The 20,771-nt window shown below is 63.0% G+C and carries 23 protein-coding genes; 13 read left to right on the plus strand and 10 right to left on the minus strand.

Annotation, left to right across the window (positions count from 1 at the left end; genetic code table 11):
• Window positions 1-21: 21 nt before the first annotated feature.
• The gene (locus ACTXGA_RS14875; protein WP_443394941.1) at window positions 22-1,002 is read right to left on the minus strand and encodes a membrane dipeptidase; all 981 of its coding nucleotides are present in this window, start codon (window positions 1,000-1,002) and stop codon (window positions 22-24) included.
• Window positions 1,003-1,255: 253 nt separating this feature from the next.
• On the opposite strand from ACTXGA_RS14875, the gene ACTXGA_RS14880 reads away from it, so the two are divergent.
• The gene (locus ACTXGA_RS14880; RefSeq protein WP_443394942.1) at window positions 1,256-2,437 is read left to right on the plus strand and encodes an aspartate aminotransferase family protein; all 1,182 of its coding nucleotides are present in this window, start codon (window positions 1,256-1,258) and stop codon (window positions 2,435-2,437) included.
• 96 nt (window positions 2,438-2,533) lie between these two features.
• Window positions 2,534-3,460: an ornithine carbamoyltransferase gene (gene argF / locus ACTXGA_RS14885; protein ID WP_443394944.1), complete on the plus strand. Its 927-nt coding sequence runs from the start codon at window positions 2,534-2,536 to the stop codon at window positions 3,458-3,460.
• Window positions 3,461-3,570: 110 nt separating this feature from the next.
• Here the strand turns inward: argF and ACTXGA_RS14890 are convergent, their stop codons facing one another.
• Both ACTXGA_RS14890 and hrpB read right to left on the minus strand, forming a co-directional pair.
• The gene (locus ACTXGA_RS14890) at window positions 3,571-4,032 is read right to left on the minus strand and encodes a GFA family protein (protein WP_443394945.1); all 462 of its coding nucleotides are present in this window, start codon (window positions 4,030-4,032) and stop codon (window positions 3,571-3,573) included.
• A gap of 53 nt (window positions 4,033-4,085) precedes the next feature.
• The gene (gene hrpB, locus ACTXGA_RS14895; RefSeq protein ID WP_443394947.1) at window positions 4,086-6,542 is read right to left on the minus strand and encodes an ATP-dependent helicase HrpB; all 2,457 of its coding nucleotides are present in this window, start codon (window positions 6,540-6,542) and stop codon (window positions 4,086-4,088) included.
• A 150-nt stretch (window positions 6,543-6,692) separates the two neighbouring features.
• Between hrpB and meaB the strand changes: the two genes are divergently transcribed.
• From meaB to ACTXGA_RS14915, 4 genes are all read left to right on the plus strand, one after another.
• A complete protein-coding gene (meaB, locus tag ACTXGA_RS14900; RefSeq protein ID WP_443394949.1) occupies window positions 6,693-7,673 on the plus strand; it encodes a methylmalonyl Co-A mutase-associated GTPase MeaB in 981 nt (326 codons plus the stop codon).
• Between the two features lie 202 nt (window positions 7,674-7,875).
• Window positions 7,876-8,163 carry a 50S ribosomal protein L28 gene (gene rpmB, locus ACTXGA_RS14905; protein ID WP_443394951.1) on the plus strand — a complete coding sequence of 96 codons (288 nt, stop codon included), beginning with the start codon at window positions 7,876-7,878 and terminating at the stop codon, window positions 8,161-8,163.
• Window positions 8,164-8,267: 104 nt separating this feature from the next.
• A complete protein-coding gene (locus tag ACTXGA_RS14910) occupies window positions 8,268-8,621 on the plus strand; it encodes a hypothetical protein (protein WP_443394953.1) in 354 nt (117 codons plus the stop codon).
• A gap of 36 nt (window positions 8,622-8,657) precedes the next feature.
• Window positions 8,658-9,143, plus strand: coding sequence for a copper chaperone PCu(A)C (locus ACTXGA_RS14915; RefSeq protein WP_443394955.1), 486 nt, complete (start codon window positions 8,658-8,660; stop codon window positions 9,141-9,143).
• A 36-nt stretch (window positions 9,144-9,179) separates the two neighbouring features.
• Here the strand turns inward: ACTXGA_RS14915 and ACTXGA_RS14920 are convergent, their stop codons facing one another.
• On the minus strand, window positions 9,180-9,896 hold the full coding sequence (locus tag ACTXGA_RS14920) for an NAD-dependent deacylase (RefSeq protein ID WP_443394957.1): 717 nt from the start codon (window positions 9,894-9,896) through the stop codon (window positions 9,180-9,182).
• 45 nt (window positions 9,897-9,941) lie between these two features.
• On the opposite strand from ACTXGA_RS14920, the gene ACTXGA_RS14925 reads away from it, so the two are divergent.
• Window positions 9,942-10,385, plus strand: coding sequence for a low molecular weight protein-tyrosine-phosphatase (locus ACTXGA_RS14925; protein ID WP_443394959.1), 444 nt, complete (start codon window positions 9,942-9,944; stop codon window positions 10,383-10,385).
• Here the strand turns inward: ACTXGA_RS14925 and ACTXGA_RS14930 are convergent.
• Window positions 10,376-10,555: a CTP synthetase gene (locus tag ACTXGA_RS14930; RefSeq protein ID WP_443394961.1), complete on the minus strand. Its 180-nt coding sequence runs from the start codon at window positions 10,553-10,555 to the stop codon at window positions 10,376-10,378. The genes ACTXGA_RS14925 and ACTXGA_RS14930 overlap by 10 nt on opposite strands.
• A 142-nt stretch (window positions 10,556-10,697) precedes the next feature.
• Here ACTXGA_RS14930 and ACTXGA_RS14935 point away from each other — a divergent pair, with 142 nt between their 5' ends.
• Window positions 10,698-11,549, plus strand: a complete 852-nt coding sequence (locus ACTXGA_RS14935) for a DUF1353 domain-containing protein (protein WP_443394963.1) — start codon at window positions 10,698-10,700, stop codon at window positions 11,547-11,549.
• Between the two features lie 94 nt (window positions 11,550-11,643).
• Window positions 11,644-11,928 (plus strand): hypothetical protein, encoded by a 285-nt coding sequence (locus ACTXGA_RS14940; protein WP_443394965.1) that lies wholly within the window; start codon window positions 11,644-11,646, stop codon window positions 11,926-11,928.
• 91 nt (window positions 11,929-12,019) lie between these two features.
• Here the strand turns inward: ACTXGA_RS14940 and ACTXGA_RS14945 are convergent, their stop codons facing one another.
• Window positions 12,020-12,343 carry a hypothetical protein gene (locus ACTXGA_RS14945; protein ID WP_443394967.1) on the minus strand — a complete coding sequence of 108 codons (324 nt, stop codon included), beginning with the start codon at window positions 12,341-12,343 and terminating at the stop codon, window positions 12,020-12,022.
• A gap of 130 nt (window positions 12,344-12,473) precedes the next feature.
• On the opposite strand from ACTXGA_RS14945, the gene ACTXGA_RS14950 reads away from it, so the two are divergent.
• A complete protein-coding gene (locus ACTXGA_RS14950; protein WP_443394969.1) occupies window positions 12,474-12,773 on the plus strand; it encodes a c-type cytochrome in 300 nt (99 codons plus the stop codon).
• A gap of 292 nt (window positions 12,774-13,065) precedes the next feature.
• Here ACTXGA_RS14950 and ACTXGA_RS14955 read toward each other — a convergent pair whose 3' ends face one another.
• The 3 genes from ACTXGA_RS14955 to lepA all read right to left on the minus strand — a co-directional run bounded on the left by ACTXGA_RS14955 (window position 13,066) and on the right by lepA (window position 16,429).
• Window positions 13,066-13,641, minus strand: coding sequence for a hypothetical protein (locus ACTXGA_RS14955; protein ID WP_443394971.1), 576 nt, complete (start codon window positions 13,639-13,641; stop codon window positions 13,066-13,068).
• Window positions 13,638-14,462, minus strand: a complete 825-nt coding sequence (locus ACTXGA_RS14960; RefSeq protein ID WP_443394972.1) for a hypothetical protein — start codon at window positions 14,460-14,462, stop codon at window positions 13,638-13,640. Before ACTXGA_RS14960 ends, ACTXGA_RS14955 begins: the two co-directional genes overlap by 4 nt.
• A gap of 161 nt (window positions 14,463-14,623) precedes the next feature.
• The gene (lepA, locus tag ACTXGA_RS14965) at window positions 14,624-16,429 is read right to left on the minus strand and encodes a translation elongation factor 4 (protein WP_443394974.1); all 1,806 of its coding nucleotides are present in this window, start codon (window positions 16,427-16,429) and stop codon (window positions 14,624-14,626) included.
• 111 nt (window positions 16,430-16,540) lie between these two features.
• Between lepA and ACTXGA_RS14970 the strand changes: the two genes are divergently transcribed.
• Entirely contained in the window at window positions 16,541-17,677 is a 1,137-nt protein-coding gene (locus ACTXGA_RS14970; RefSeq protein WP_443394976.1) for a hypothetical protein, read from the plus strand.
• 162 nt (window positions 17,678-17,839) lie between these two features.
• Here the strand turns inward: ACTXGA_RS14970 and ACTXGA_RS14975 are convergent, their stop codons facing one another.
• Entirely contained in the window at window positions 17,840-18,460 is a 621-nt protein-coding gene (locus tag ACTXGA_RS14975; RefSeq protein ID WP_443394978.1) for a hypothetical protein, read from the minus strand.
• Between the two features lie 192 nt (window positions 18,461-18,652).
• Between ACTXGA_RS14975 and ACTXGA_RS14980 the strand changes: the two genes are divergently transcribed.
• A complete protein-coding gene (locus ACTXGA_RS14980) occupies window positions 18,653-20,320 on the plus strand; it encodes a tetratricopeptide repeat-containing sulfotransferase family protein (protein WP_443394980.1) in 1,668 nt (555 codons plus the stop codon).
• An 89-nt stretch (window positions 20,321-20,409) separates the two neighbouring features.
• Window positions 20,410-20,766: an arginine transporter gene (locus ACTXGA_RS14985; protein WP_443394982.1), complete on the plus strand. Its 357-nt coding sequence runs from the start codon at window positions 20,410-20,412 to the stop codon at window positions 20,764-20,766.
• Window positions 20,767-20,771 lie beyond the last annotated feature (5 nt).

Raw genomic sequence — 20,771 nt, forward strand, 5'->3', positions numbered from 1 at the left:
CACCTGTCAGGACGCGTCTTTTCAGGCAGGGCCAAAGCTGGCCTCGTAAAAACGCAGCCAGTTGCCGCCCAGAAGGCCATCCGTTTCGGCGCGGGAAAAGCCGACCTCACGCAGCCCGTCGCGGATGTTGTCCCAGTCGCGGTTGTCCTTGAACCAGTCGGGCATGGGCGGAAAGCCGGGGGCGCTGGCCGATCCTTCGCCGTAGTCGATGTCCTTGGTCCAGCGGCCGCTGCGCATCCATTCCACCACGCTGTCGGGCTGATCCTGACAAAGATCGGTCCCCATCCCGAGGTTTTCGGCCCCGTAGCGGTCCGCCGCCTCTGCCACCATCTCGCAGAACCCGGTGAGCGAGCAATTGGTGCCGCCCGCAAGGTGATGCGGGTAGAGCGAAAAGCCCAGCATCCCGCCGGAGTTGGTCAGCGCACGCAGGACCTCATCGGACTTGTTGCGCAGGGCCGGGTGCCACCAGTCGGGGTTGGCATGGGTGATGGCGATGGGGCGCGTCGAATGGTCGATCGCCTCCAGCGTGGAACGCTCTGCCGAATGGCTCATGTCGATCACAAGGCCGACGCGGTTCATCTCTGTGACCACGGCGCGGCCCATGCGGGTCAGGCCGGTGTCCTCTTCCTCGTAGCAGCCGGTCGCCAGCAGGGACTGGTTGTTGTAGGTCAGCTGCATGAAGCGCACGCCCAGCTGGTGGACGATTTCCACAAGGCCGATGTCATCCTCGATGGGCGAGGGGTTCTGGAACCCGAAGAAGACGGCGGTGCGCTTGCTGGCCTGCGCCTCGGCCACGTGATGCGCCTCTGTCCCGCGCATGATCAGGTCCGGAAAGCGTTCGAACCAGCGGTTCCAGCGTTCGAGGTTCAGCACCGTCTCGCGGAAATTTTCGTGGTAGGCGATGGTGACATGGATCGCGTCCACGCCGCCCGCGCGCAACTGGCGAAAGATCTTTTCGGAGAAGTTGCAGTACTGCAGGTTGTCGATAAGCGGTGCTGTCATGACGGGACGCTAGCGGGGCCATTGGCGTCGCGCAATGGGGCAGGGGCTTGTGCGGTGCGGGATTTGCTGTATGACACGCGCCATGACGACGATGACCCGGATCCGACGAGCCTGAGCTCCTGTTGCCGCGCCTTTCCGGGCGCGATCCGCCTTCCCGCGTCTCAATTCCCTTGAAAACCCGACCCGGCCCAGCTTGACTTGCCCCAACGGGCTTGCCACCAATCGGGCCTCAATTCCTGCAAGGACAGCGACAATGATCCCCTCCGTTCTGCCCACCTATAACCGTGCGCCGCTTCATTTCGTGAAGGGCGAGGGCTGCTGGCTGATCGAGGAGGACGGGCGACGTTTTCTGGATCTCGGGTCGGGCATCGCGGTGAACGCGCTGGGCCATGCCAATCCCAAACTGGTCGAGGTGCTGACCGAACAGGCGCAAAAGCTGTGGCACGTGTCGAACCTTTATGAGATCCCGCAGCAGCAGGCGCTGGCCGATGCGCTGGTCGAGACGAGTTTTGCCGATACCGTGTTCTTCACCAACTCGGGTACCGAGGCCTGCGAACTGGCGGTCAAGATGGCGCGCAAGTACTGGTACGAGAAGGGACACCCGGAAAAGACCGGCATCCTCACCTTTCAGGGCAGTTTCCACGGACGGTCCAGCGCGGCCATCGCGGCCTCAGGCTCTGACAAGATGGTCAAGGGCTTTGGCCCGATCCTTGGCGGGTTCAAGACGCTGCCCTGGGGCGATCATGACGCGCTCTACGCGGCGATTGACGAGACGACCGGCGCGATCCTGATCGAACCGATCCAGGGCGAAGGCGGGATCATGCCGCTGCCCGACCAATGCCTGAAAGGGCTGCGCGATCTCTGTGACGAAAAGGACCTGTTGCTGATCCTCGACGAGGTGCAATGCGGGATGGGCCGCACCGGGCGGCTGTTTGCCCATGAATGGGCCGGGGTGACGCCGGACATCATGATGGTGGCCAAGGGCATCGGCGGCGGCTTTCCCCTTGGTGCGGTGCTGGCCACCGAAGAGGCGGCCAGCGGCATGGTTGCGGGCACCCATGGGTCGACCTACGGCGGCAACCCTCTGGGCTGTGCGGTGGGCAAGGCGGTGGTGGACACCATCGCGGACCCTGCCTTTCTTGAGGGTGTGCGGGCGCGCAGCGGCTATCTGCGGCAAAAGCTGGAGTCGCTGATCGCCGCGCATCCGGATGTCTTCGAATCCGTGCGCGGCACGGGCCTGATGATCGGCATCAAGTGCAAGGTCGCGCCGGGCGACGTGGTCAAGGCAGGGTACAAGGCGCTGGTGATCACGGTCCCGGCTGCCGACAACGTGGTGCGCCTGCTGCCGCCGCTAAACATCACCGAGGCCGAGATCGACGAGGCGATGAACCGTCTGGACGCCGCCGCAACATCGCTGGAACAGCAACCGGCCTAGGTTTCTTTGGGCTGAAAATACCTCGGGGGAGCCGTCACGCAGGTGACGGCGGGGGCAGCGCCCCCACACCCCCGCCGAACAAGAAGAATACATGAGATGAATCACTTTCTGGACCTTCACAAGACCGACAAGGACGCGCTGCGCTCTATCATCGACCACGCCCGTGGCATGAAGGATGCGCGCGCGGGCCGGACGCGCGGGGCGGCGGATGACGAACAGCCGCTGGCGGGGCGCATGGTGGCGCTGATCTTCGAAAAACCCTCGACCCGGACGCGCGTGTCCTTTGATGTGGGTGTCCGCCAGATGGGCGGTCAGACCATGGTTCTGTCGGGCAATGACATGCAGTTGGGGCATGGCGAGACCATCGCCGACACCGCCCGCGTGCTGTCGCGTTATGTCGACCTGATCATGATCCGCACCTTTGACGAGGCGGTGCTGGAAGAGATGGCGGAATACGCCAGCGTTCCGGTCATCAACGGCCTGACCGACCGCACCCACCCCTGCCAGATCATGGCCGATGTCATGACCTATGAAGAGCATCGCGGCCCGATCAAGGGCAAGAAGGTGGTCTGGTGCGGCGATGGCAACAACGTCTGCGCCTCTTTCCTGCATGCCGCCGGGCAGTTCGGGTTCGACCTGACCTTTTCCGGGCCGGTTCAGCTGGACCCGGAGATGGAATTTGTCGGCTGGGCCCGGCAGCAGGGCAGCACCGTGACCATCGAGCGCGACGCGATGAAGGCGGTCGAGGGGGCGGACCTGATCGTGGCCGATACCTGGGTGTCGATGCATGATGCGCAATCGGCGCGGGAGCGTCGGCACAACATGCTGCGCCCCTACCAGGTGAACACCGGCCTGATGGCGGCGGCCAAGCCGGATGCGCTGTTCATGCACTGCCTGCCTGCGCACCGCGAGGAAGAGGTGACGTCCGAGGTGATGGACGGGCCGCATTCGGTGATCTGGGACGAGGCCGAGAACCGCTTGCACGCGCAAAAGGCCATCATGCGCTGGTGTCTCGGGGTCTGAATCCCGGGGTCTGAATTCTTGGGTATTGGGGGCGGACTTTCCGTGCGCCCCGACTGGCGCGCCTGCGCGCGCCAGCGGCCCACCCTCCAGCCACGCCCCGAAACGGGCGTCTATTCCGCAAACAGCGCGTCGCGGCGGGCCAGTGCCGCGGGCGGGAGCACCTCTGCCGGGTCGTAGAATTCCTCGAAACTCGGGATGTCGGGGTTGAGAAGCACCCAGGGCAGTTTGGTGGCGGTGAAGATCTGCACCGTCGGCGGGCATTGCGAGGGATCGTCCAGCGTGCCGACCCGCACGAACAGCATCTTGCCCTGACGGATCATGTAGGCGCTGAAGACCGCGACACCGCAATCCGCGCAGCGGGTCAGCACCTGTCCGTGGCCGCTGGGCGTGGGCAGGGTGATCTGCACCGTTGGCCCGTCGACTGCGACCCGGTCATGTTCGATGATGGCGTTCAGCACAAAGGCCGATCCGGTCTGGCGCTGGCAATCGGTGCAATGACAACAGTGCACATACATCGGCGCGCTGGTCATTCGGTAGGTAACGGCCCCGCAGCCGCATCGTCCGGTCAGCATGATCCGACCCTCCTGAAAGGAGAGTGTAGCACGAATCCCGGATTTCCGGGGGATCAGGTGCCGCGCGGCTTGGCGCGCAGGGTCGGGTCCGCCACTGTGGGGTCTTCGGGCCAGGGGTGTCTGGGATAGCGCGCGCGCATGTCCTTGCGCACATCCGAATAGGAGCCGGACCAGAAACCGGGCAGGTCCATGGTGGTCTGCACCGGGCGCTGGGCCGGGGACAGCAGGGTCAGTTTCAGCGGCGTGCGCCCCACCATCGGGTGCGTTGTCTGGCCAAAGAGTTCCTGCAGGCGCAGGCTGATTTCGGGATGATCGCCGGAATAGTCGATTGGGATCTGGCGGCCCAGCGGGGTGGTGAAATGGGCTGGGACAGCACTGTCGAGCGCCTGCATCTGGGACCAGTCGAGGCGCGCGCGCAGGGCCGGGAGCAGGTCGAAGCGTTTCCAGTCGGCGGCGGTTTTCACCCCGTTCAGATAGGGCAGCAGCCAGTCCGCGATGCTGTCCATCAGCGCGTCTGGGGACATGTCGGGCAGGGCATGACCGGCCTCTCGCGCAAGGGCGACGCGGGCGGTGAAGCGGCGGGCGGCATCCGACAGCGTGATGCCAAGGTCGCGCACCCCGTCCAGCATGGCGCGGGCCACGGCCTCTGCCGGGGCGTCCTTCCAGATGCGGTCATCAAGGGCGAGGGTGGCAAAGCGTTCCTGTTGGCGCGCGATAACGCGCCGATCGCGTTTCGACCATTCGCAAAGGTCGTGGCAGCCGATCTGCTCGGCAAAAAGCCCGCGGATTTCGGACAGGGAAATGGCGATGGCCTGACGGATCTTCGCCTCGCGCGGGTTGCCGTCGGTGTCGGTCACGACGATCAGACGCTCCCCCGCCAGCGGGTCATGGTCGTCCATGACGGCACCCTTGCCGCCTGACAGTTGATAGCGGGCGGCGTCCCCCTTGCGGCGCAGGCCGATGCGATCCGGGTAGGCGAGCGCGGCAAGCTCTGCCTGGGTGAAATTTTGTTTTTTGTCAGAGGGTTCTCTGGTGTTTCTTGTGCGTTGACGCAGCCTTTTCGCCTCTGTATGGATGCGTTCGAGGGCGGGGCGGTTGATTTGCTCTGTTCTGCGCTCCGAAAAGCGACGCGGATCGGCGAGCGCTTCGAGGCGCAGGGTGAGGTCGGTGGATGCTCCTGTGAGAGGATCGCGATCAGACAAGAGAGCGGCCAGATTTGTGGCGTCAGGCCCGCCGAATTGCAGCATATGTGCAAGTCTTGGGTGCAGCGGAAGGCTGGATAACTGGCGTCCATGCGCCGTAATGCGGTTTTCCGCGTCCAAGGCGCCCAACATTTGCAGCAGGGCCTGTGCCTCGGCAAAAGCGCCTTCCGGCGGCGGCGTCAGGAAGGGAACCTTGTCCGGATCGGCCCCCCAGAGCGCCAGTTCAAGCACCAGATTGGCAAGGTCGGCGGATTCGATTTCTGCGGGAGGATAAAGGCTTAGCGCCCCTTCCTCACCTTTTGTCCAAAGTTTGTAGGCGACACCCGGCGCAACGCGTCCGGCGCGGCCGGCACGCTGTGTCGCCTCGGCGCGGGTGACGCGTTCGGTAACAAGGCGCGACATGCCGGAACCGGGGTCAAACCGCGCGCGACGGGCCTTGCCGCCGTCCACGACGACGCGAATATCCTCGATGGTCAGTGAGGTTTCAGCGATGGAGGTGGCCAGAACCAGCTTGCGCCCCGATTGTTCCGGGCGGATGGCGGCGCGTTGCGCGGCCAGATCCATCGCGCCGAACAGCGGGCGCAGATGGGTGTCGGGCGGCAGTTTCGATTTCAGCAGCGCCTCGGTGCGGCGAATCTCTCCTTCGCCAGGGAGGAAGGCGAGAATGCCGCCTTCGGTTTCGGCATGGGCCTGCAGGATCAAGTTGGCCATGGCCTCGTCGAAGCGGGTGCGTTTCGGCAGCGGCTGGGACAGCCAGCGGGGCTCCACCGGAAAGGCGCGACCCTCGGAGGTGATGATGGGGGCCTGCATCAGGTCGGCCACGGGCTGCGCGTCCAGCGTGGCGGACATGGCGAGCAGAATCAGGTCGTCGCGCAATGCGCCGGCGATTTCCAGACAGAGGGCGAGCCCCAGATCGGCATTGAGCGAGCGTTCGTGGAATTCGTCGAAGAGCACCGCGCCGATGCCGGTCAGTTCCGGGTCCGATTGGATCATGCGGGTGAGGATGCCCTCTGTCACCACTTCGATCCGGGTCCGTCCCGAGGTCTTCGCCTCTCCGCGGATGCGGTAGCCGACCGTCTGCCCGGCGTCTTCGCCAAGTTGTTCGGCCAGTCGCTGCGCAGCGGCGCGGGCGGCGAGGCGGCGGGGTTCGAGCATGACGATCCTGCCCCCGGTCAGCCCGGCCTCCAGCAGGGCCAGCGGCACGCGGGTCGTCTTGCCCGCGCCGGGCGGGGCCTGCAGCACGGCGCGGGATTCGGCGCGCAGGGCGGCGATCAGGGAGGGAAGAATGTCGTCGATGGGCAGTTGCATGGGATGCGTTATGGGCAAGCGCATTTGATTTGGAAAGGTCGGAGGAGGACGCTGTCCCCCGCTCCTGCGGAGCCCCCCTGAGGTATTTGTCAAACCAAAGAAGGGCCGGGCGGTCTGGACTTTCGCGCCCGGGCGCGGGAAGAGAACGGCATGGATATCGAGGATCTCAGTGCCCGCATTCTGGCGGGAGAGCGGCGCGCGCTGGCCCGCGCCATAACGCTGGTGGAAAGCGGGCGGGCGGATCATCGCGCGCAGGCTTTGTCTTTGCTGGAGCGGTTGAAGGGCCACGGGCGCGAGACCCTGCGCGTTGGCCTGTCGGGCACGCCGGGGGTGGGCAAGTCCACCTTTATCGAGGCCTTTGGCATGATGCTGACGGCCAAGGGGCTGAAGGTGGCGGTGCTGGCGGTGGATCCCAGTTCGGCGCGCTCGGGCGGGTCGATCCTGGGCGACAAGACGCGGATGGAACGTCTGAGCCGGGACCGCAACGCCTTTATCCGGCCGTCGCCGTCGCAAACCCAGCTGGGCGGAGTGGCGCGGCGCACGCGCGAAGCGATCGACCTGTGCGAGGCGGCGGGATTCGACGTGGTGCTGATCGAGACCGTGGGGGTGGGCCAGTCCGAAACCATGGTGTCGGAAATGTCCGACCTGTTCCTGTTGTTGCTGGCCCCGGCGGGCGGCGACGAATTGCAGGGGGTCAAGCGCGGTATCATGGAAATGGCCGACATTTTGTTGGTCAACAAGGCGGACGGGGATCTGAAGCCCACCGCGATCCGCACCTGTGCCGATTATGCCGGGGCGCTGCGCCTGTTGCGCAAGCGCCCGCAAGATCCGGAAGGATTCCCCAAGGCAATGACCGTTTCCGCCATGCAGGAAGAGGGATTGGCCAAGACCTGGGACGAGATGACGGCTTTGGCCGAGTGGCGGCGGGAGACCGGGCATTTCGCGGCCCGCCGGGCCGAGCAGGCGCGATTCTGGTTCGAGGCAGAGGTGCGCGAGCGGATACTGGCGCGCTTGACCCGCGAACCGGTAAAGGGCGCGATGCAGGCGTTGGCGCAGCAGGTGTCCGAAGGGGGGCTGACGCCATCGGCAGCGGCAGAGGAGTTCCTGCGCGATCACCTGCAGATGAGCTGATGCGCGGGCGGTGTCAGACTCTTCGCAACAGGGCCTTGACGAAGCGCGCGCATCTGCATATGCACCGTCAGACCAGATTCCGGGCGCCCCCCGCATAACCAAAACGGGCGGCGCCTTTTGATATTGGCAGGGTCTTTTACAGCCCTGCAAGGATGAGACCGGCGGGGCGGGTGCCTTGCCAACAGTGGATGAGGACGAAGCGATGAGCCGTGTTTGCGAACTGACCGGTAAGGGCCCGATGGTTGGCAACAATGTCAGCCACGCCAACAACAAGACCAAGCGGCGCTACCTGCCGAACCTGAACGACGTGACCCTGCAGTCCGAGACTCTGGGCCGCGGCGTCAAGCTGCGCATCTCGGCGCACGCGCTGCGTTCGGTCGATCACCGTGGCGGATTGGACAAGTTCCTGTTCAAGGCGAAGGACGTTGAACTGTCCGACCGCGCGCTGAAGGTCAAAAAAGAGATCATGAAGGCACAGGCCGAGGCCTGAAGCCTTTCACTTGGGACAGTGAGCGCAGCCTCGCACCGTTCGGTGCGGGGCTGTTTCCTTTTGTCGCTTGCGGCGGGCGGCTGCGCGCGCCTATATGCGCTGCAATGAGGAAACACATTCGATCCATTGCAGGTGTTCTGATGGCGGTCATGCTGGCCGTCACGGGGCTGTCTGCGGCTGCGGCGCGCGGGCAGCAGGCCGATGCGGTCGGCAGCATGGTGATCTGCCACGGGCTGACCGTGGCGACCGTGCTGATCGACGCCGAGGGCAATCCGGTCGAAGCGCGCCACATCTGCCCCGATGGGGCGCAGGCGCTGTTTGCCGATGCCGGAGTGTCGGCGACGGGGGCGGTGGTTTCCCTCACATGGCGACCGATTCTCTGGGGCAGGATTCAGGTTCTGCCGGCAGGGCAGGACAGCCCGGTGGCGCAGGCGCGGGGGCCTCCGGTCTTTCTCTGATCTTCACAAGGACAGAGAAACACACGGAGACATGATATGACCCTGAAATCCCTCATGGCGGGCGCGGTTGCGCTGGCGCTTGCCACCCCAGGCTTTGCCGAAATCGTCATCACTGACCCCTATGCCCGCAGTTCCGGCCCCACGGCCAAGGCGGGCGCGGCCTTCATGGTGATCGAAAACACCGGCGATGCCGACGACCGCCTGATCGCGGTGGCCTCGGACAAGGCCAAGCGGGTGGAACTGCACACGCACAAGGAAATGGGCGACGGCATCATGAAGATGATGGAAGTCGAAGAAGGCTTTGTCGTGCCTGCGGGCGACAGCCATGCCCTGGCCCGTGGCGGCGATCACGTGATGTTCATGGGGCTGACCTCTGCCATGCAGCAGGGCGAGACCGTGACCGTGACGCTGACCTTCGAGAAGGCCGGTGAGATGGTGGTGGAGATCCCCGTCGATCTGGAGCGCAAGCCGATGCATGGCATGGGCAACGGTACGGGGCAGGGCGCGCCCGCAACAAACTGATCCCGTCGAAGCGGTGGCGGCGGGGGTAACCCCGCCCTACCGGAATGGCAGGTCGCGCGCGCTACCGGTCAAGAGGCCGTCAACCCAGCGCGGCACGATCTCTGTCGCCGGACCGATGTGGTGCTGCGTGAAGGCGCGGGAAACGTCGGTGCGTTCGAGGTTCAACTCGACCGTTTCCGCCCCGGCCATGGCGGCCTCGACCACGAAACCGGCGGCGGGATAAACCTGGCCGGAGGTGCCGATGGCGGCAAAGATCAAGCAATCCGCAAGGTGATCGGCAATGTCGTCCATGCCATAGGGCATTTCCCCGAACCAAACGACATCCGGGCGCGTCGACGGCCGATTGCAGGAAGGGCAGGCGTCTTCGGGGGCCATTTCGGGCGGGGCCGTCCAGCGGTGATCGCAGGCGGCGCAGAGCGCCCCGGCAAGGATGCCGTGCATGTGCAGCGCGGTTGCGCCAGCCTTTTCGTGCAGCCCGTCAACGTTCTGGGTGACAAGGACCACCTCACCGGGCCAGTCCCGCTGCAGCCGGGCCAGCGCCTCGTGCGCGGCATTCGGAACGGCCTTGGCCGCCTGCTGGCGGCGGGCGTTGTAGAAGGCGTGAACGAGGGCCGGATTGCGGGCGAACCCCTCTGGGGTTGCCACATCCTCGATCCGATGTTGCGACCATAGCCCGCCCTCATCGCGAAAGGTGCCCAGCCCGCTTTCCGCCGAAAGGCCTGCGCCCGTGAGGATGACGATCTTGCCGCTCATGTCTCTTCCCTTGCCCTGTCGCGCCCCGGTGGCTAGGACCGGGGTATGAACCACCGTATCCTCTTTGTCTGTCTGGGCAACATTTGCCGCTCTCCTTCCGCCGAAGCGGTTGTGCGCGCCAAGGCGGATGCGCGGGGCGTCGCGCTGACGCTGGACAGCGCGGGCACCGGGGATTGGCATGTGGGCAGCCCGCCCTACGGCCCGATGCAGATGGCGGCGCGTGGGCGCGGCTACGAGATGTCGGATCTGAGGGCGCGGCAGGTCTCACCGCTGGATTTCCAGCGGTTCGATCTGATCCTCGCCATGGATGCGCAGAACCTTGTGGATCTGCGCGCCCTGCAAGCGCCGGGGGCGGAGCTGCGCCTGTTCACCGATTTCGCGCCGCAGACCGGCGCGGACCATGTGCCGGACCCCTATTACACGCGCGATTTCGACGGGACGCTTGACCTGATCGAGCGTTGTGCCGAGGGCTTTCTGGATCAGTTGTAGAGCTGACGAGCCACCAGCCATGAGATCGGGACGGCGGTGAGGAAACCCGCCGCGGCGGCGATCAGGATCGGTGTCAGGGTGCCGAATCCGGCGACCAGAACAGCGATGACGAAGCTGCCCGCAAGCGAGGTCGAGATCAGCGAAAAGAGCAGGCTGGCGAGTCGAAACACCTTTTGTCCTCCGTTAGTGCTGTTAGGTTGATCACGTATCGAGGTCTGAATGAGGTTGCTTTGATCTGCGTCATGCGCGGCTTGAACACAGGGCGCGGCTCAACTACGCTTTGCGCCATAGTTTCAAAATTTGGATTTCCCCATGCGCATATTTTGCATCTCCTTCGTCGGCGCTCTGGCATTGGTCGGCTGCGGCACGGTTGGCCCGAAGCCGAAGGCAGACGAACCCGAAATTTCCTGTTTCACCCAGCCGCAGGGGGGATGCAGCTTTAGCCAGTCGCCCTTGCAGGTCCTGAATGAGCCGGTGGAACTGCCCAGACGGCCTTACAAATTCTTTCCGATCGCGGCACCGCTGAGTTTTGTCGATGCCACGGGCCGCGATTGGCGCGCGCCTGCGCGCACCCTGACCGATGGGGCATCGATCCCGGCGATCTTTGTCAGGATCGTCGGGGATCCGACCTCGCCCGAGTTCATCAATGCGGCGGCTGTCCATGATGCCTATTGCGGTGTCGGGAACGAGGCGGGATCCATGTTTCACCGCGCGCCATGGGAAGACGTGCACGTCATGTTCTACAACGGGCTGATCGTGGGCGGGACGGATCACATCCGGGCCAAGATCATGTTCGCCGCCGTCTGGCTGGGCGGGCCGCGCTGGCGCGATCCGGTAGGGGCGGTGATCTCGACCCAGGGGCATACGGATGCGCTGGCGTCCGGCTATGTGAACCAGTTGGATTACGTTCCGGTCTGGCGAAAGCAGGTAGAGATGGCCCGGGTCAAGGGCTATATCGAGCGGAATGAGCCGACACTGCCGCAGCTGATCGCCTATCTGCGGCGGGTGGAGGCGGCGATGCTTCGGGAATTTCCGTTTACGCACTATCCGGATGATGAGGCGGTGCCTCGTGGTACTGGGGGCGTGACCGGCCCGGGGCCTGGCGGCGGGGGGACGACGACGGCCACCCCCATTGGGACCCCCGTCACGGTCAGTCGTTTTTGAGGCGGCACGCGCGCCCGGCTGATCGGGATCAAGGCGGGCGTTGACCCGCCGCGCTATTCTCCACCATGATCCGACGACATCGAGGGAGGATAGAATGATCACGCTGGACGATATTGAAGACATGACCTGCCTCACGCGGGAGGAGATCGACGCGGTGGCCGAGCATGACGGCGTGCCGGTTCTGGATGCGGCTTGTCTGGCGCAGTACCAGATGGATCAGCCGCATGGGCCGGCCAAGATGCAGCAGGTGATCTGCGAGGATATCCGCGCCGCGCTGCATCGGGGTGACGTGGCTCATGCCAAGGAGTTGTACGGCGTGCTGCATCATTTCCTGCGCGAGCATCCGGACGCCGCGCGGGGCGTGCCCAAGGAGGGGTGATCCGGGGGTGTCCACGCGTGGACAGCTTAGGGGGAATGCAGAATCAAGGGGTTACAGCGGCGATTTTACGGACGTTTAACCTTTTGCCCCCTCAGGGACCGGGACAGATGTAGATGATCGTCAGGCCCGGCCCGTCCAGAGACAGGCTGTAGCTGGTGCCGGTCTGGCCGCGAAAGCGGGTCGGGGTCGGCGCGCTGCTGGGCGTCGGGCCGGGGATGTGATCGCCGGTGCTGGTGCGGATGATGACCTCTCCGGGGCCGAGATTGTAGAGCGTCCAGGTATGCGTGGGCGCCAGCATCTGGATGCGCTCACCCGGATCCTTGAGATCGTAGCCGATGCATTCCGCGCCCTCCTGCGCGGCAAGCGGGACGGGCGGCAGCAAGGACAAAAGAGCGAGTCGGCAGGCACGGATCATCAGGCCGAAAGCCTAGGCCGCAAGGCCGGGGGCGCGCAAGGCCGCGGGCTTTTCCGTGCCCTGCCTTGATCCCTGTCATACCGGGGAACGGGGCGCGGGTGCAGGCTGACCCATGGAAGAGGAGGAGACCATGACCCGAGGACTGATCATTCTGGCCGCGCTGGCGGCCCTGCCCGCAGAGGCGCAGGACGTGGACGCGGGCCGCGCCATCGCCGAGGAATTCTGCGCCCGCTGCCATGACATCGCGGACGGCGGCGCGATGAAGACCTATCCGCCAAGTTTCGATTCCATCGCCATCTTTCGCGCCGAGGAACAGATCCGCGCGCGTGTGATCTTTCCCGACCTGCACACAGGGATGCCGCAATGGGGCACGTTCCTGGACATGGGGCAGGTGGGGGACGTGACGGCCTATATCATGTCGTTGGAGTAGGGGGTGAGACGCGGTTCCGGCTTCGCCGGATGAAACCTCCGGGGGAGGTTTCAAGCGTCGAACGGGCGGAGCCCAGTCGCAGGTCCGGGGTTAGCTGGAAGACCTCTTGAGCTGGGTTCGAGCGCCGACTTGGGGGGAGACCCAAGTAAGGTCGGTTAAGCTGGCGCTTCAAAGAAAACTTGGCTCAACTTTCGGCGGTAAGTTCGAAATTTGTCAAAGTGAGGCACATCGCCGAAGTAAACGCATCCGGGTCACGGAGGAGGCTGGATGAATGAGCGCCGCTAAAGCTTGTTCAATCTCGACCTTCATGATCGTTGTTTCCTGCGTAAGCCGCATCAAAAACTAAGTGGCATTGCTTTACCACCATTATCAAAATCAAAAGCAGATGCGCGGACATGGAAGCAAGTATAGATGTCGCTAGCCGCGAAGAGGTTCCCCAAAAAATCATCCCCAGTACTATCACCAGAAGAGCAATGGAAACCAATATCAAGTAAGATATTCCGGCGTTTATGTCTCGAAATGCGATGGAAAGTTCGGACGAGCGGTTTTTATATCTCTGCTCTAGTGCTGATTTGAGGATTTCATCTTCTTCCTCTGAATCTAGGTGGCGTCTCTCTGTGGCTAGTAAGTTTTCATATATCGAGTAAGAGGAGATTTGTGCCGCAAAGAGCAATGCAGCGAAGATCGCGAAAACAGAAATCAGTGAAGAGAGTTGATTTCCATCGATTTTCCAGTTTGTGACGTAGGCGGCTATTCCTAGGCAAAATGGGATGGCAAAGAAAGCAAATAACGCACCGCGGTAAGACGAATTCCTGAGGAGCGCATGAATGAAGTCATTTACTATGCAGGAGAAGTTTATCAGTTTCATGCGCCTAGGGTCTGCGCAAAATCTGAAATGACATCCGTAACAGAAGACTTGATGCTTTTAAGTGTTGGGTGCTCGTCTCCATCTCGTTCAATATCATTGGAGACATCGATTACACCCGCATTATTGTTTACTCCAATGACGCCAATTTTCCTGTAAGATTTTCCGACAAGGACTTCCCCGTATGCGCCTTCGAATTCTATATCAGAAATTTCGAGATGGCCCTTCAGATGTTCACCCAAGTCTTTAAGTCGCCCAAAGCTACCACCTGATCGAGCCTTTAAGGAAAGCTGAATGTCAATTTTCGTGGTGTTTTTTTGGGGGCGTAGCGCCGCTTCAACATTGTCTTGGGAAGCGTTCTTTTTGACTAAATGTATTTGTCGGACGATCTTGCTTCCGTATAGTTTCATGTCATTGGGCATCAGCTTTGTCATTGTGATGCGATGGTCTGGGTAGAGGTTTTGGTGTGCGCCAATTAATGCGCGCTGAACTATTTCTGCACAAGATTTACCTCCAAAAGATTGAAGCGCCATCAGGCCAAACTTCATCTTTGGAGGGCACCAGACACGATAGTAGAGTGGAATTGTGTCAGCTTGATCTGTTGCTCTGTTTAGCGCTATCTCTCCAGTTTTTATATCTTCAACTTGTGACCCGTATCCATAGCTTCCATAGCGCATCCATCCGTGTGCGCTATTTTTGAAACCCTGTTCTGGAGAGAATCGAACGATTTTACCTTTTCCGTCGTCGAGAGCCTTCTTGGAGAAGGCGTTTGCACAACTTTCGACAAAATTAAGAATGTCTTCTGGCCCGCCATCATCGGTCATTCCTACCAATTTGTTATTCTGGAAAACTTGGATTTTATACACTCGGATGCCCACGAGCACGGCTTACCTCATTTGATGTTAATCGCCTATTGGTAGACTGCCTGAAGCTTCCAATCAATAGAAAAAATATATTGGACGTGGCTTGATTGGGAAATGGACGATTACTCGTCCATTTTAAGTGCTGAAATAAACGCTTCCTGCGGGATCTCGACCTTGCCGAACTGGCGCATCTTCTTTTTACCCGCCTTCTGCTTTTCCAACAGCTTTTTCTTACGGGTCGCGTCGCCGCCGTAGCATTTGGCGGTCACGTCCTTGCGCAGGGCCGACAGGGTCTCTCGTGCGATGACCTTGCCGCCGATGGCCGCCTGGATCGGGATCTTGAACATCTGGCGCGGGATCAGGTCCTTGAGCTTGGCGCACATGGCGCGGCCGCGCATTTCGGCCCGGTCGCGGTGGACCATCATCGACAGCGCGTCGACGGGTTCATCGTTCACGAGGATCTGCATCTTGACGAGGTTGTCCTCGCGGTAGCCCTCCAGCGCGTAGTCGAAGGAGGCATAGCCCTTGGTCACCGATTTCAGCCGGTCGTAGAAGTCGAAGACCACCTCGTTCAGCGGCAGATCGTAGACCGCCATCGCGCGGCCGCCCACATAGGTCAGGTCCATCTGGATGCCGCGGCGGTCCTGGCAGAGCTTGAGCACGTCGCCGAGGTATTCGTCCGGCACCATGATCGTCGCCTTGATGCGCGGTTCCTCGATATGGTCGATCTTGGACGGGTCGGGCATGTCGGCGGGGTTGTGCAGGTCGATGCGTTCGCCGTCGCGCATGTAGACGTGGTAGATCACCGAAGGCGCGGTGGTGATCAGGTCGATGTCATATTCGCGTTCGATCCGGTCGCGGACGACCTCGAGGTGCAGCAGGCCAAGGAAGCCGCAACGGAAGCCGAAGCCGAGGGCGGCGGAGGTTTCCATCTCATAGGTGAAGGAGGCGTCGTTCAGGGCCAGCTTTTCGATCGCGTCGCGCAGATCCTCGAACTCCGCCGAGTCGACGGGGAAAAGGCCGCAGAAGACCACGGGGATCGAGGGTTTGAAGCCCGGCAGCGGTTCGGCGCAGGGGCGTTTGTCATGGGTGATGGTGTCGCCGACCTTGGTGTCGCGGACCTGCTTGATGGAACCGGTGAAAAAGCCGATCTCGCCGGGGCCGAGTTCCTTGACGTCCTGCATGGCGGGGCGGAAGACGCCCAGCTTGTCGACGCCGTATTTGCCGCCGGTGCGCATCATGCGGATGTTGTCGCCCTTCTTCAGGGTGCCGTCCATGATGCGGATGAGGACGACAACGCCGAGGTAGGCGTCGTACCAGCTGTCCACCAGCATCGCCTTGAGCGGGGCGTCCGGGTCGCCGGAATGGGGCGGGGGCAGGCGGGTGACGATGGCCTCCAGCACGTCGGGGATGCCGACGCCGGTCTTGGCGGAGATCAGGCAGGCGTCGGAGGCGTCGATGCCGATGACGTCCTCGATCTGCTCGGCCACGCGTTCGGGTTCGGCGGCGGGCAGGTCGACCTTGTTCAGGACCGGCACGATCTCATGGTCCGCCTCGATGGCGGTGTAGACGTTGGCCAGCGTCTGCGCCTCGACCCCCTGAGAGGCGTCCACGACCAGCAGAGAGCCTTCGACCGCGCGCATGGAGCGGGAGACCTCATAGGCGAAATCGACGTGTCCGGGGGTGTCGATGAGGTTGAGGATATAGGTGTTGCCGTCCTTCGCCGGGTAGTCGATGCGGACGGTGTTCGCCTTGATGGTGATGCCGCGTTCCCGCTCGATATCCATGGCGTCCAGCAACTGGGCCTTCATGTCGCGTTCGGCGACGGTGCCGGTGAGCTGGATCAGCCGGTCGGCCAGGGTGGATTTCCCGTGGTCGATGTGGGCGACGATGGAGAAGTTGCGGATGCGGGACAGGGGTGTGCTCATGTCCTGCGATATGCTGTGGATGAGGGGTTTGGTCAAGTGGCGTTGAGGGGTCGGGGTTGAGAGGGTGGGGACTCTGTGTACTGTGACAGTGGGCAGGATGGTGCGGGTGACATGGACGTTGATCTTGATGATTTTGGCCAACAGGACATTGAACGTTTTGTTACCGGTATTTCTGAGCTCCAAGCTGCCGATCGTTCTGCCTTAGCATATCGCGCGGTTCTTAGGTCCTTGAGCTACCTCTTGCTCGAGTACGACCTTGGAAGGGCCGAACAGCGATTAAACATGATGTCCCGGCGCGAACTAAAAGAGAGAGCCAATGCGATATTTCGTTTGCTGCCATGTATTTTATGTTGGCCTGATGTCGTGTTGCGAGACAGTTGGAAACAAAGTGTTGTTAGTCTCACCGAACGAGGGACATTAGTTTTCGACGCACGAATCCCCTCATTTGTGGTCAACATGCGCGTTTCGGACAAACCGAAGTTCCTTGAAATGTTCTACAACAAACACGGGGTGCCGTTCGTCGGCTTTGGTTTCGAACTATTTGGTAGAACTGGCACCCAAGCCCTTTTGAGTGACCTTATGTTGGACACAGAATTGCTCGACAAGGTGACTGCCAGTGAATTGCTCGAGTTTCCCCTGTTCAATGGTGACCATGCGCGCGCTGTTCCCTCTGATCTTCTTGGCATGTTGTCTGCTAGGTCTGGATGGGAGTTTTGGGACCGTTGGTACAGAGGTTTTTTGAAAGGCGAGCCGCTGGACTGGGAGTTGCAGCGCCGCGTGGCGCTGATCCCGCAGGAGGTTTGGGAGGCTGGGGCGGATGCTGTTGCCGAGGCGATTGCGGAGATCGAGGCGCGGTACGAAGTTCAAAAGGCCGCGGCTGATTTGATCGCGGATCGGGATTCTGCTGTCGTGCAAAACCGCTTGGGGATCGGCGGCAACAGCCCGCCGGAACCCATCGAGGTTTCCGCCGAGGTGGTGACAAGCCAGACGATTATTTGGGCGGCTGTTGAAGAGATTTCCGAGGAAGCGGAGTCGGAAACGCCGGACAAGGCACGTTTGGCGAGGGCTTTGGAAGCCTTGAAGAAAGGGACGGGCGTTTGCCTCAAGTGGGTGGGCAGGAAGGTGGACTTGGCGGTGGATACCGCAGTGAAGGAAGGTTTGACGCAAGCGATCAAGACGGGAGGTTACCTCTACGGTGTGAAGCTGCTGATTGATGCCATGGAAAAATGGCTGCCTTTGTTGCCCTGATGGTGGGTTTAAAACCCAACATACAGCATTTGACCCATGCGAAATGGCGGGCTGAAGCCCGCCCTACGGGTGGCTTGTGCCGGGGCGATGGCGGCGGGCGGCGTGGTTGGGGATGGCCCACTTTGCGGCATTGGCAGTGCGCCGGTTGGCGGGGTGAAGGGGTCAGAATTCGCGGCGGAAGGGTTCGTTGTCGGCCCAGGCTTTGCGGTCCATGATGTAGGGCGTCTCTCCGAAATCCACCGCCCATGTGTCGATGATGAATTCCTGCCCGGTGTCGTTCTGATAGATCGTGGCCACCGTATGCGTCCAGAAGCGCCGCGTCATGAAGCCGATGCTGACGCGCTGGCCGGGGCGGTGAAAGCGCAGCATCCCGGCGTCGTCCAGCAGCTTGAGGTAGACGGCGGTGTTCACCATCTCGTCGACGCAGTCCTGCGCCTTGCCCGCAAGCGTCAGCGTGGAATAGGCCAGATCGGCATTGTAGCCGGTCTTTTCGCCCACCGTGACCTCCAGCCGCCGCAGCGCCTCTGCCAGCGCGCGACGTTCGGCCCCCGGCGTGCGCGGGCGGGGGGCAAAGGGCGCGCGGGCATGGGCCCATTCGGCGGGGCTGAGCGAGACCGGGAGGCGCTTGCTGCAATTGTGGCTGCCGCAGATGTGAAACGCCTCGGGGCGGGGGTTGTCGGTGTCGAAATTCTGGCGCACCCGGTCGAGGCTGCCGCCTTCGAAGGAACAGCCCGCAAGGGCAAATGCGCCCAGAAGGGCCGCGATGAGTGCCATCTGTCGCATGGGTCTGCCCCGCCTGCCTGCGTGTTGGGCAAAAGGGTTGCAGATCACGGCAGGGGGGACAATGCGTGCGCAGCTTTTGCAGGGTTACGCAGCGTCAATTTGGGCCGTTGTTGAGATGGTGCAACAGGTCCCGCGCTTGCGGCAACCCTCTGTTTACCCTGTTGGCCCTAGGGTGGCGCCGACGGAGGACGCATGGCAACGATCGAAACATCCCTCGCGCGGGCAAAAGCGCACCATCGCAAAGGTGAGGTCGCCCCTGCGCGGGCGCTGTGCCGGGACGTGCTGCAACGTTATCCGCGCAACCGGCGGGCGCGGGACCTGATGGCGCGGCTGCCAGAGGCGCAGCCGCCGCAGGACCTGCTGGAGGCGCTGGTCGAGGCGCATAAGGCAGGGCATTCGGCGCTGGTGGCCGAGGAAGTGGCCAAGCTGTTGCCGCATTATTCGGAAAGCTATGTGCTGTGGCAGATCCACGGCGGTGTGCTGCTGGAACTGGGCGCGTTTGGCCCGGCGGAAGAGTCCCTGCGCCGCGCGGCGGAGCTGCGGCCGGATCTGGCGGAGGCGCGGGTCAACCTGTCGGTGAGTTTGCGGGCACTGGGGCGGTTGCAGGCGGCAGAGGCGCAGGCGCGCGAGGCATTGGCGCTGGCGCCGGGACAGGCGGGCGCGATGATGGAGCTGGCCTCTGTCCTGGCGGATCGCGGCGATTTGCCGGGCGCGGCAGAGCAGTGCCGCGCGGTTCTGGCGCAGGATCCGCAGGTCGCCTCGGCGCAGAACATCCTTGGGGTTGCCGCCTATGAAGAGGGACGGTTTGCCGAGGCGGAGGCCTGTTACCGCAAGGCGGTGGATATCGCGCCGCGCTTTGCCGAGGCGCATCGCAACCTGTCGGCGCTGCGGCGGTGGGAGGGCGAGGACGGACAGTTGCAACAGATGCTGGACCTGCATGCCGATCGTGCCGTGCCGCCGGTGGATCGCGCGCGGGTCTGTTTCGGCCTCTTCGACGCCTTTGACGGGCTGGGGCAGCATGAGCGCGCCTGGGGCTATCTGCGCGAGGGGAATGCCCTGCGCAAGGCGCTGATGGGCTATGAGATCGCGCAGGATGAGGCGCTGTTCGATCGGCTGTCCGCGCTGGAGGTGCAGCCGCTGACGGGGGTGGCGCCCGCGCCGGTGGTGCCGATCTTCATCCTTGGCATGCCACGGTCCGGGACCACCCTGACAGAGCAGATCGTGTCGGCCCATCCGCAGGTGGCGGGGGCCGGGGAACTGCCGCTGGCGGCGGACCTACTGCGCGAGATCATCGCCGGAGAGGCGCCGACAGAGGCGCGGTTGAGGGCCTTTCGGGCGGGATATCTGGAAGGGCTGGCGCGGCATGCGCAGGGGGCGGCTTTCGTGACCGACAAGATGCCGCACAACTTCTGCTTTGTGCCGCTGATCGCGGCGGCGCTGCCGGAGGCGCGGATCGTGCATGTGGTGCGGGATGCGGCCAGCACCTGCTGGTCGAACCTGAAGCAGTATTTCCCCGCGGCATCGCTGGGCTATTGCTATGATCCGGACGACGTGGTGGCCTATCACGGGCTCTACCGCGATTGGATGCAGCGCTGTGACAGGGACTGGCCGGGGCGGCTGCGCCGGCTGGACTATGACGCGCTGACCCATGACCCGGAGGCACAGACGCGGGCGTTGATCGCCGATCTGGGGCTGGACTGGGACGTGGCCTGCCTGTCGCCGGAGCGCAATGAGAGGCGCGTGCACACCGCCTCTGCCGGGCAGGTGCGGCGCGGTGTCTACCGGGCGCGGAGGGATGGCTGGGCGGCCTACGCGGAATTTGTCACGGACGCCTTTGCCGGATTGCGCGTGGATTCTTGAAGCTTGTCGCCGAATAGCGCATGATACGTGCCGAGGGCAGTGCCGGGGGAGACGGAAAATCCGCATCCGGGCAACGAGAGACAGGTGAAATGAAGCAAGCGATTATGATGGCCGCCTGCCTGGCGTTGGTGGCCTGCGGTGGCGGCAACAGCCGGACGGACCGGGGCTATACGGCGGGATCACGGGTGCTGATGGCCTCGGGGCCGGTGTCGGACGCCTGCCTGCGGGCCGGGCGCAGTGCCGCCAGCCGCCAGAGATGCGGCTGCGTGCAGGCCGTGGCCAACCGCGACCTCAGCGCATCGGACCAGCGGCTGGCCGTGACGTTTTTTGCCGATCCGCACCGGGCGCAGGAAATCCGCCAGTCGGACAATCCGCGGCACGAGGCGTTCTGGCAACGATACAAGGCCTTTGCGGCGCGGGCGGAAACGCTCTGCCGCGGCACCTGAGGCGT

Origin of the sequence: Antarctobacter jejuensis (assembly GCF_052266595.1) — a bacterium.
In the GTDB taxonomy this organism is placed as follows: Bacteria; Pseudomonadota; Alphaproteobacteria; order Rhodobacterales; family Rhodobacteraceae; genus Antarctobacter; species Antarctobacter jejuensis.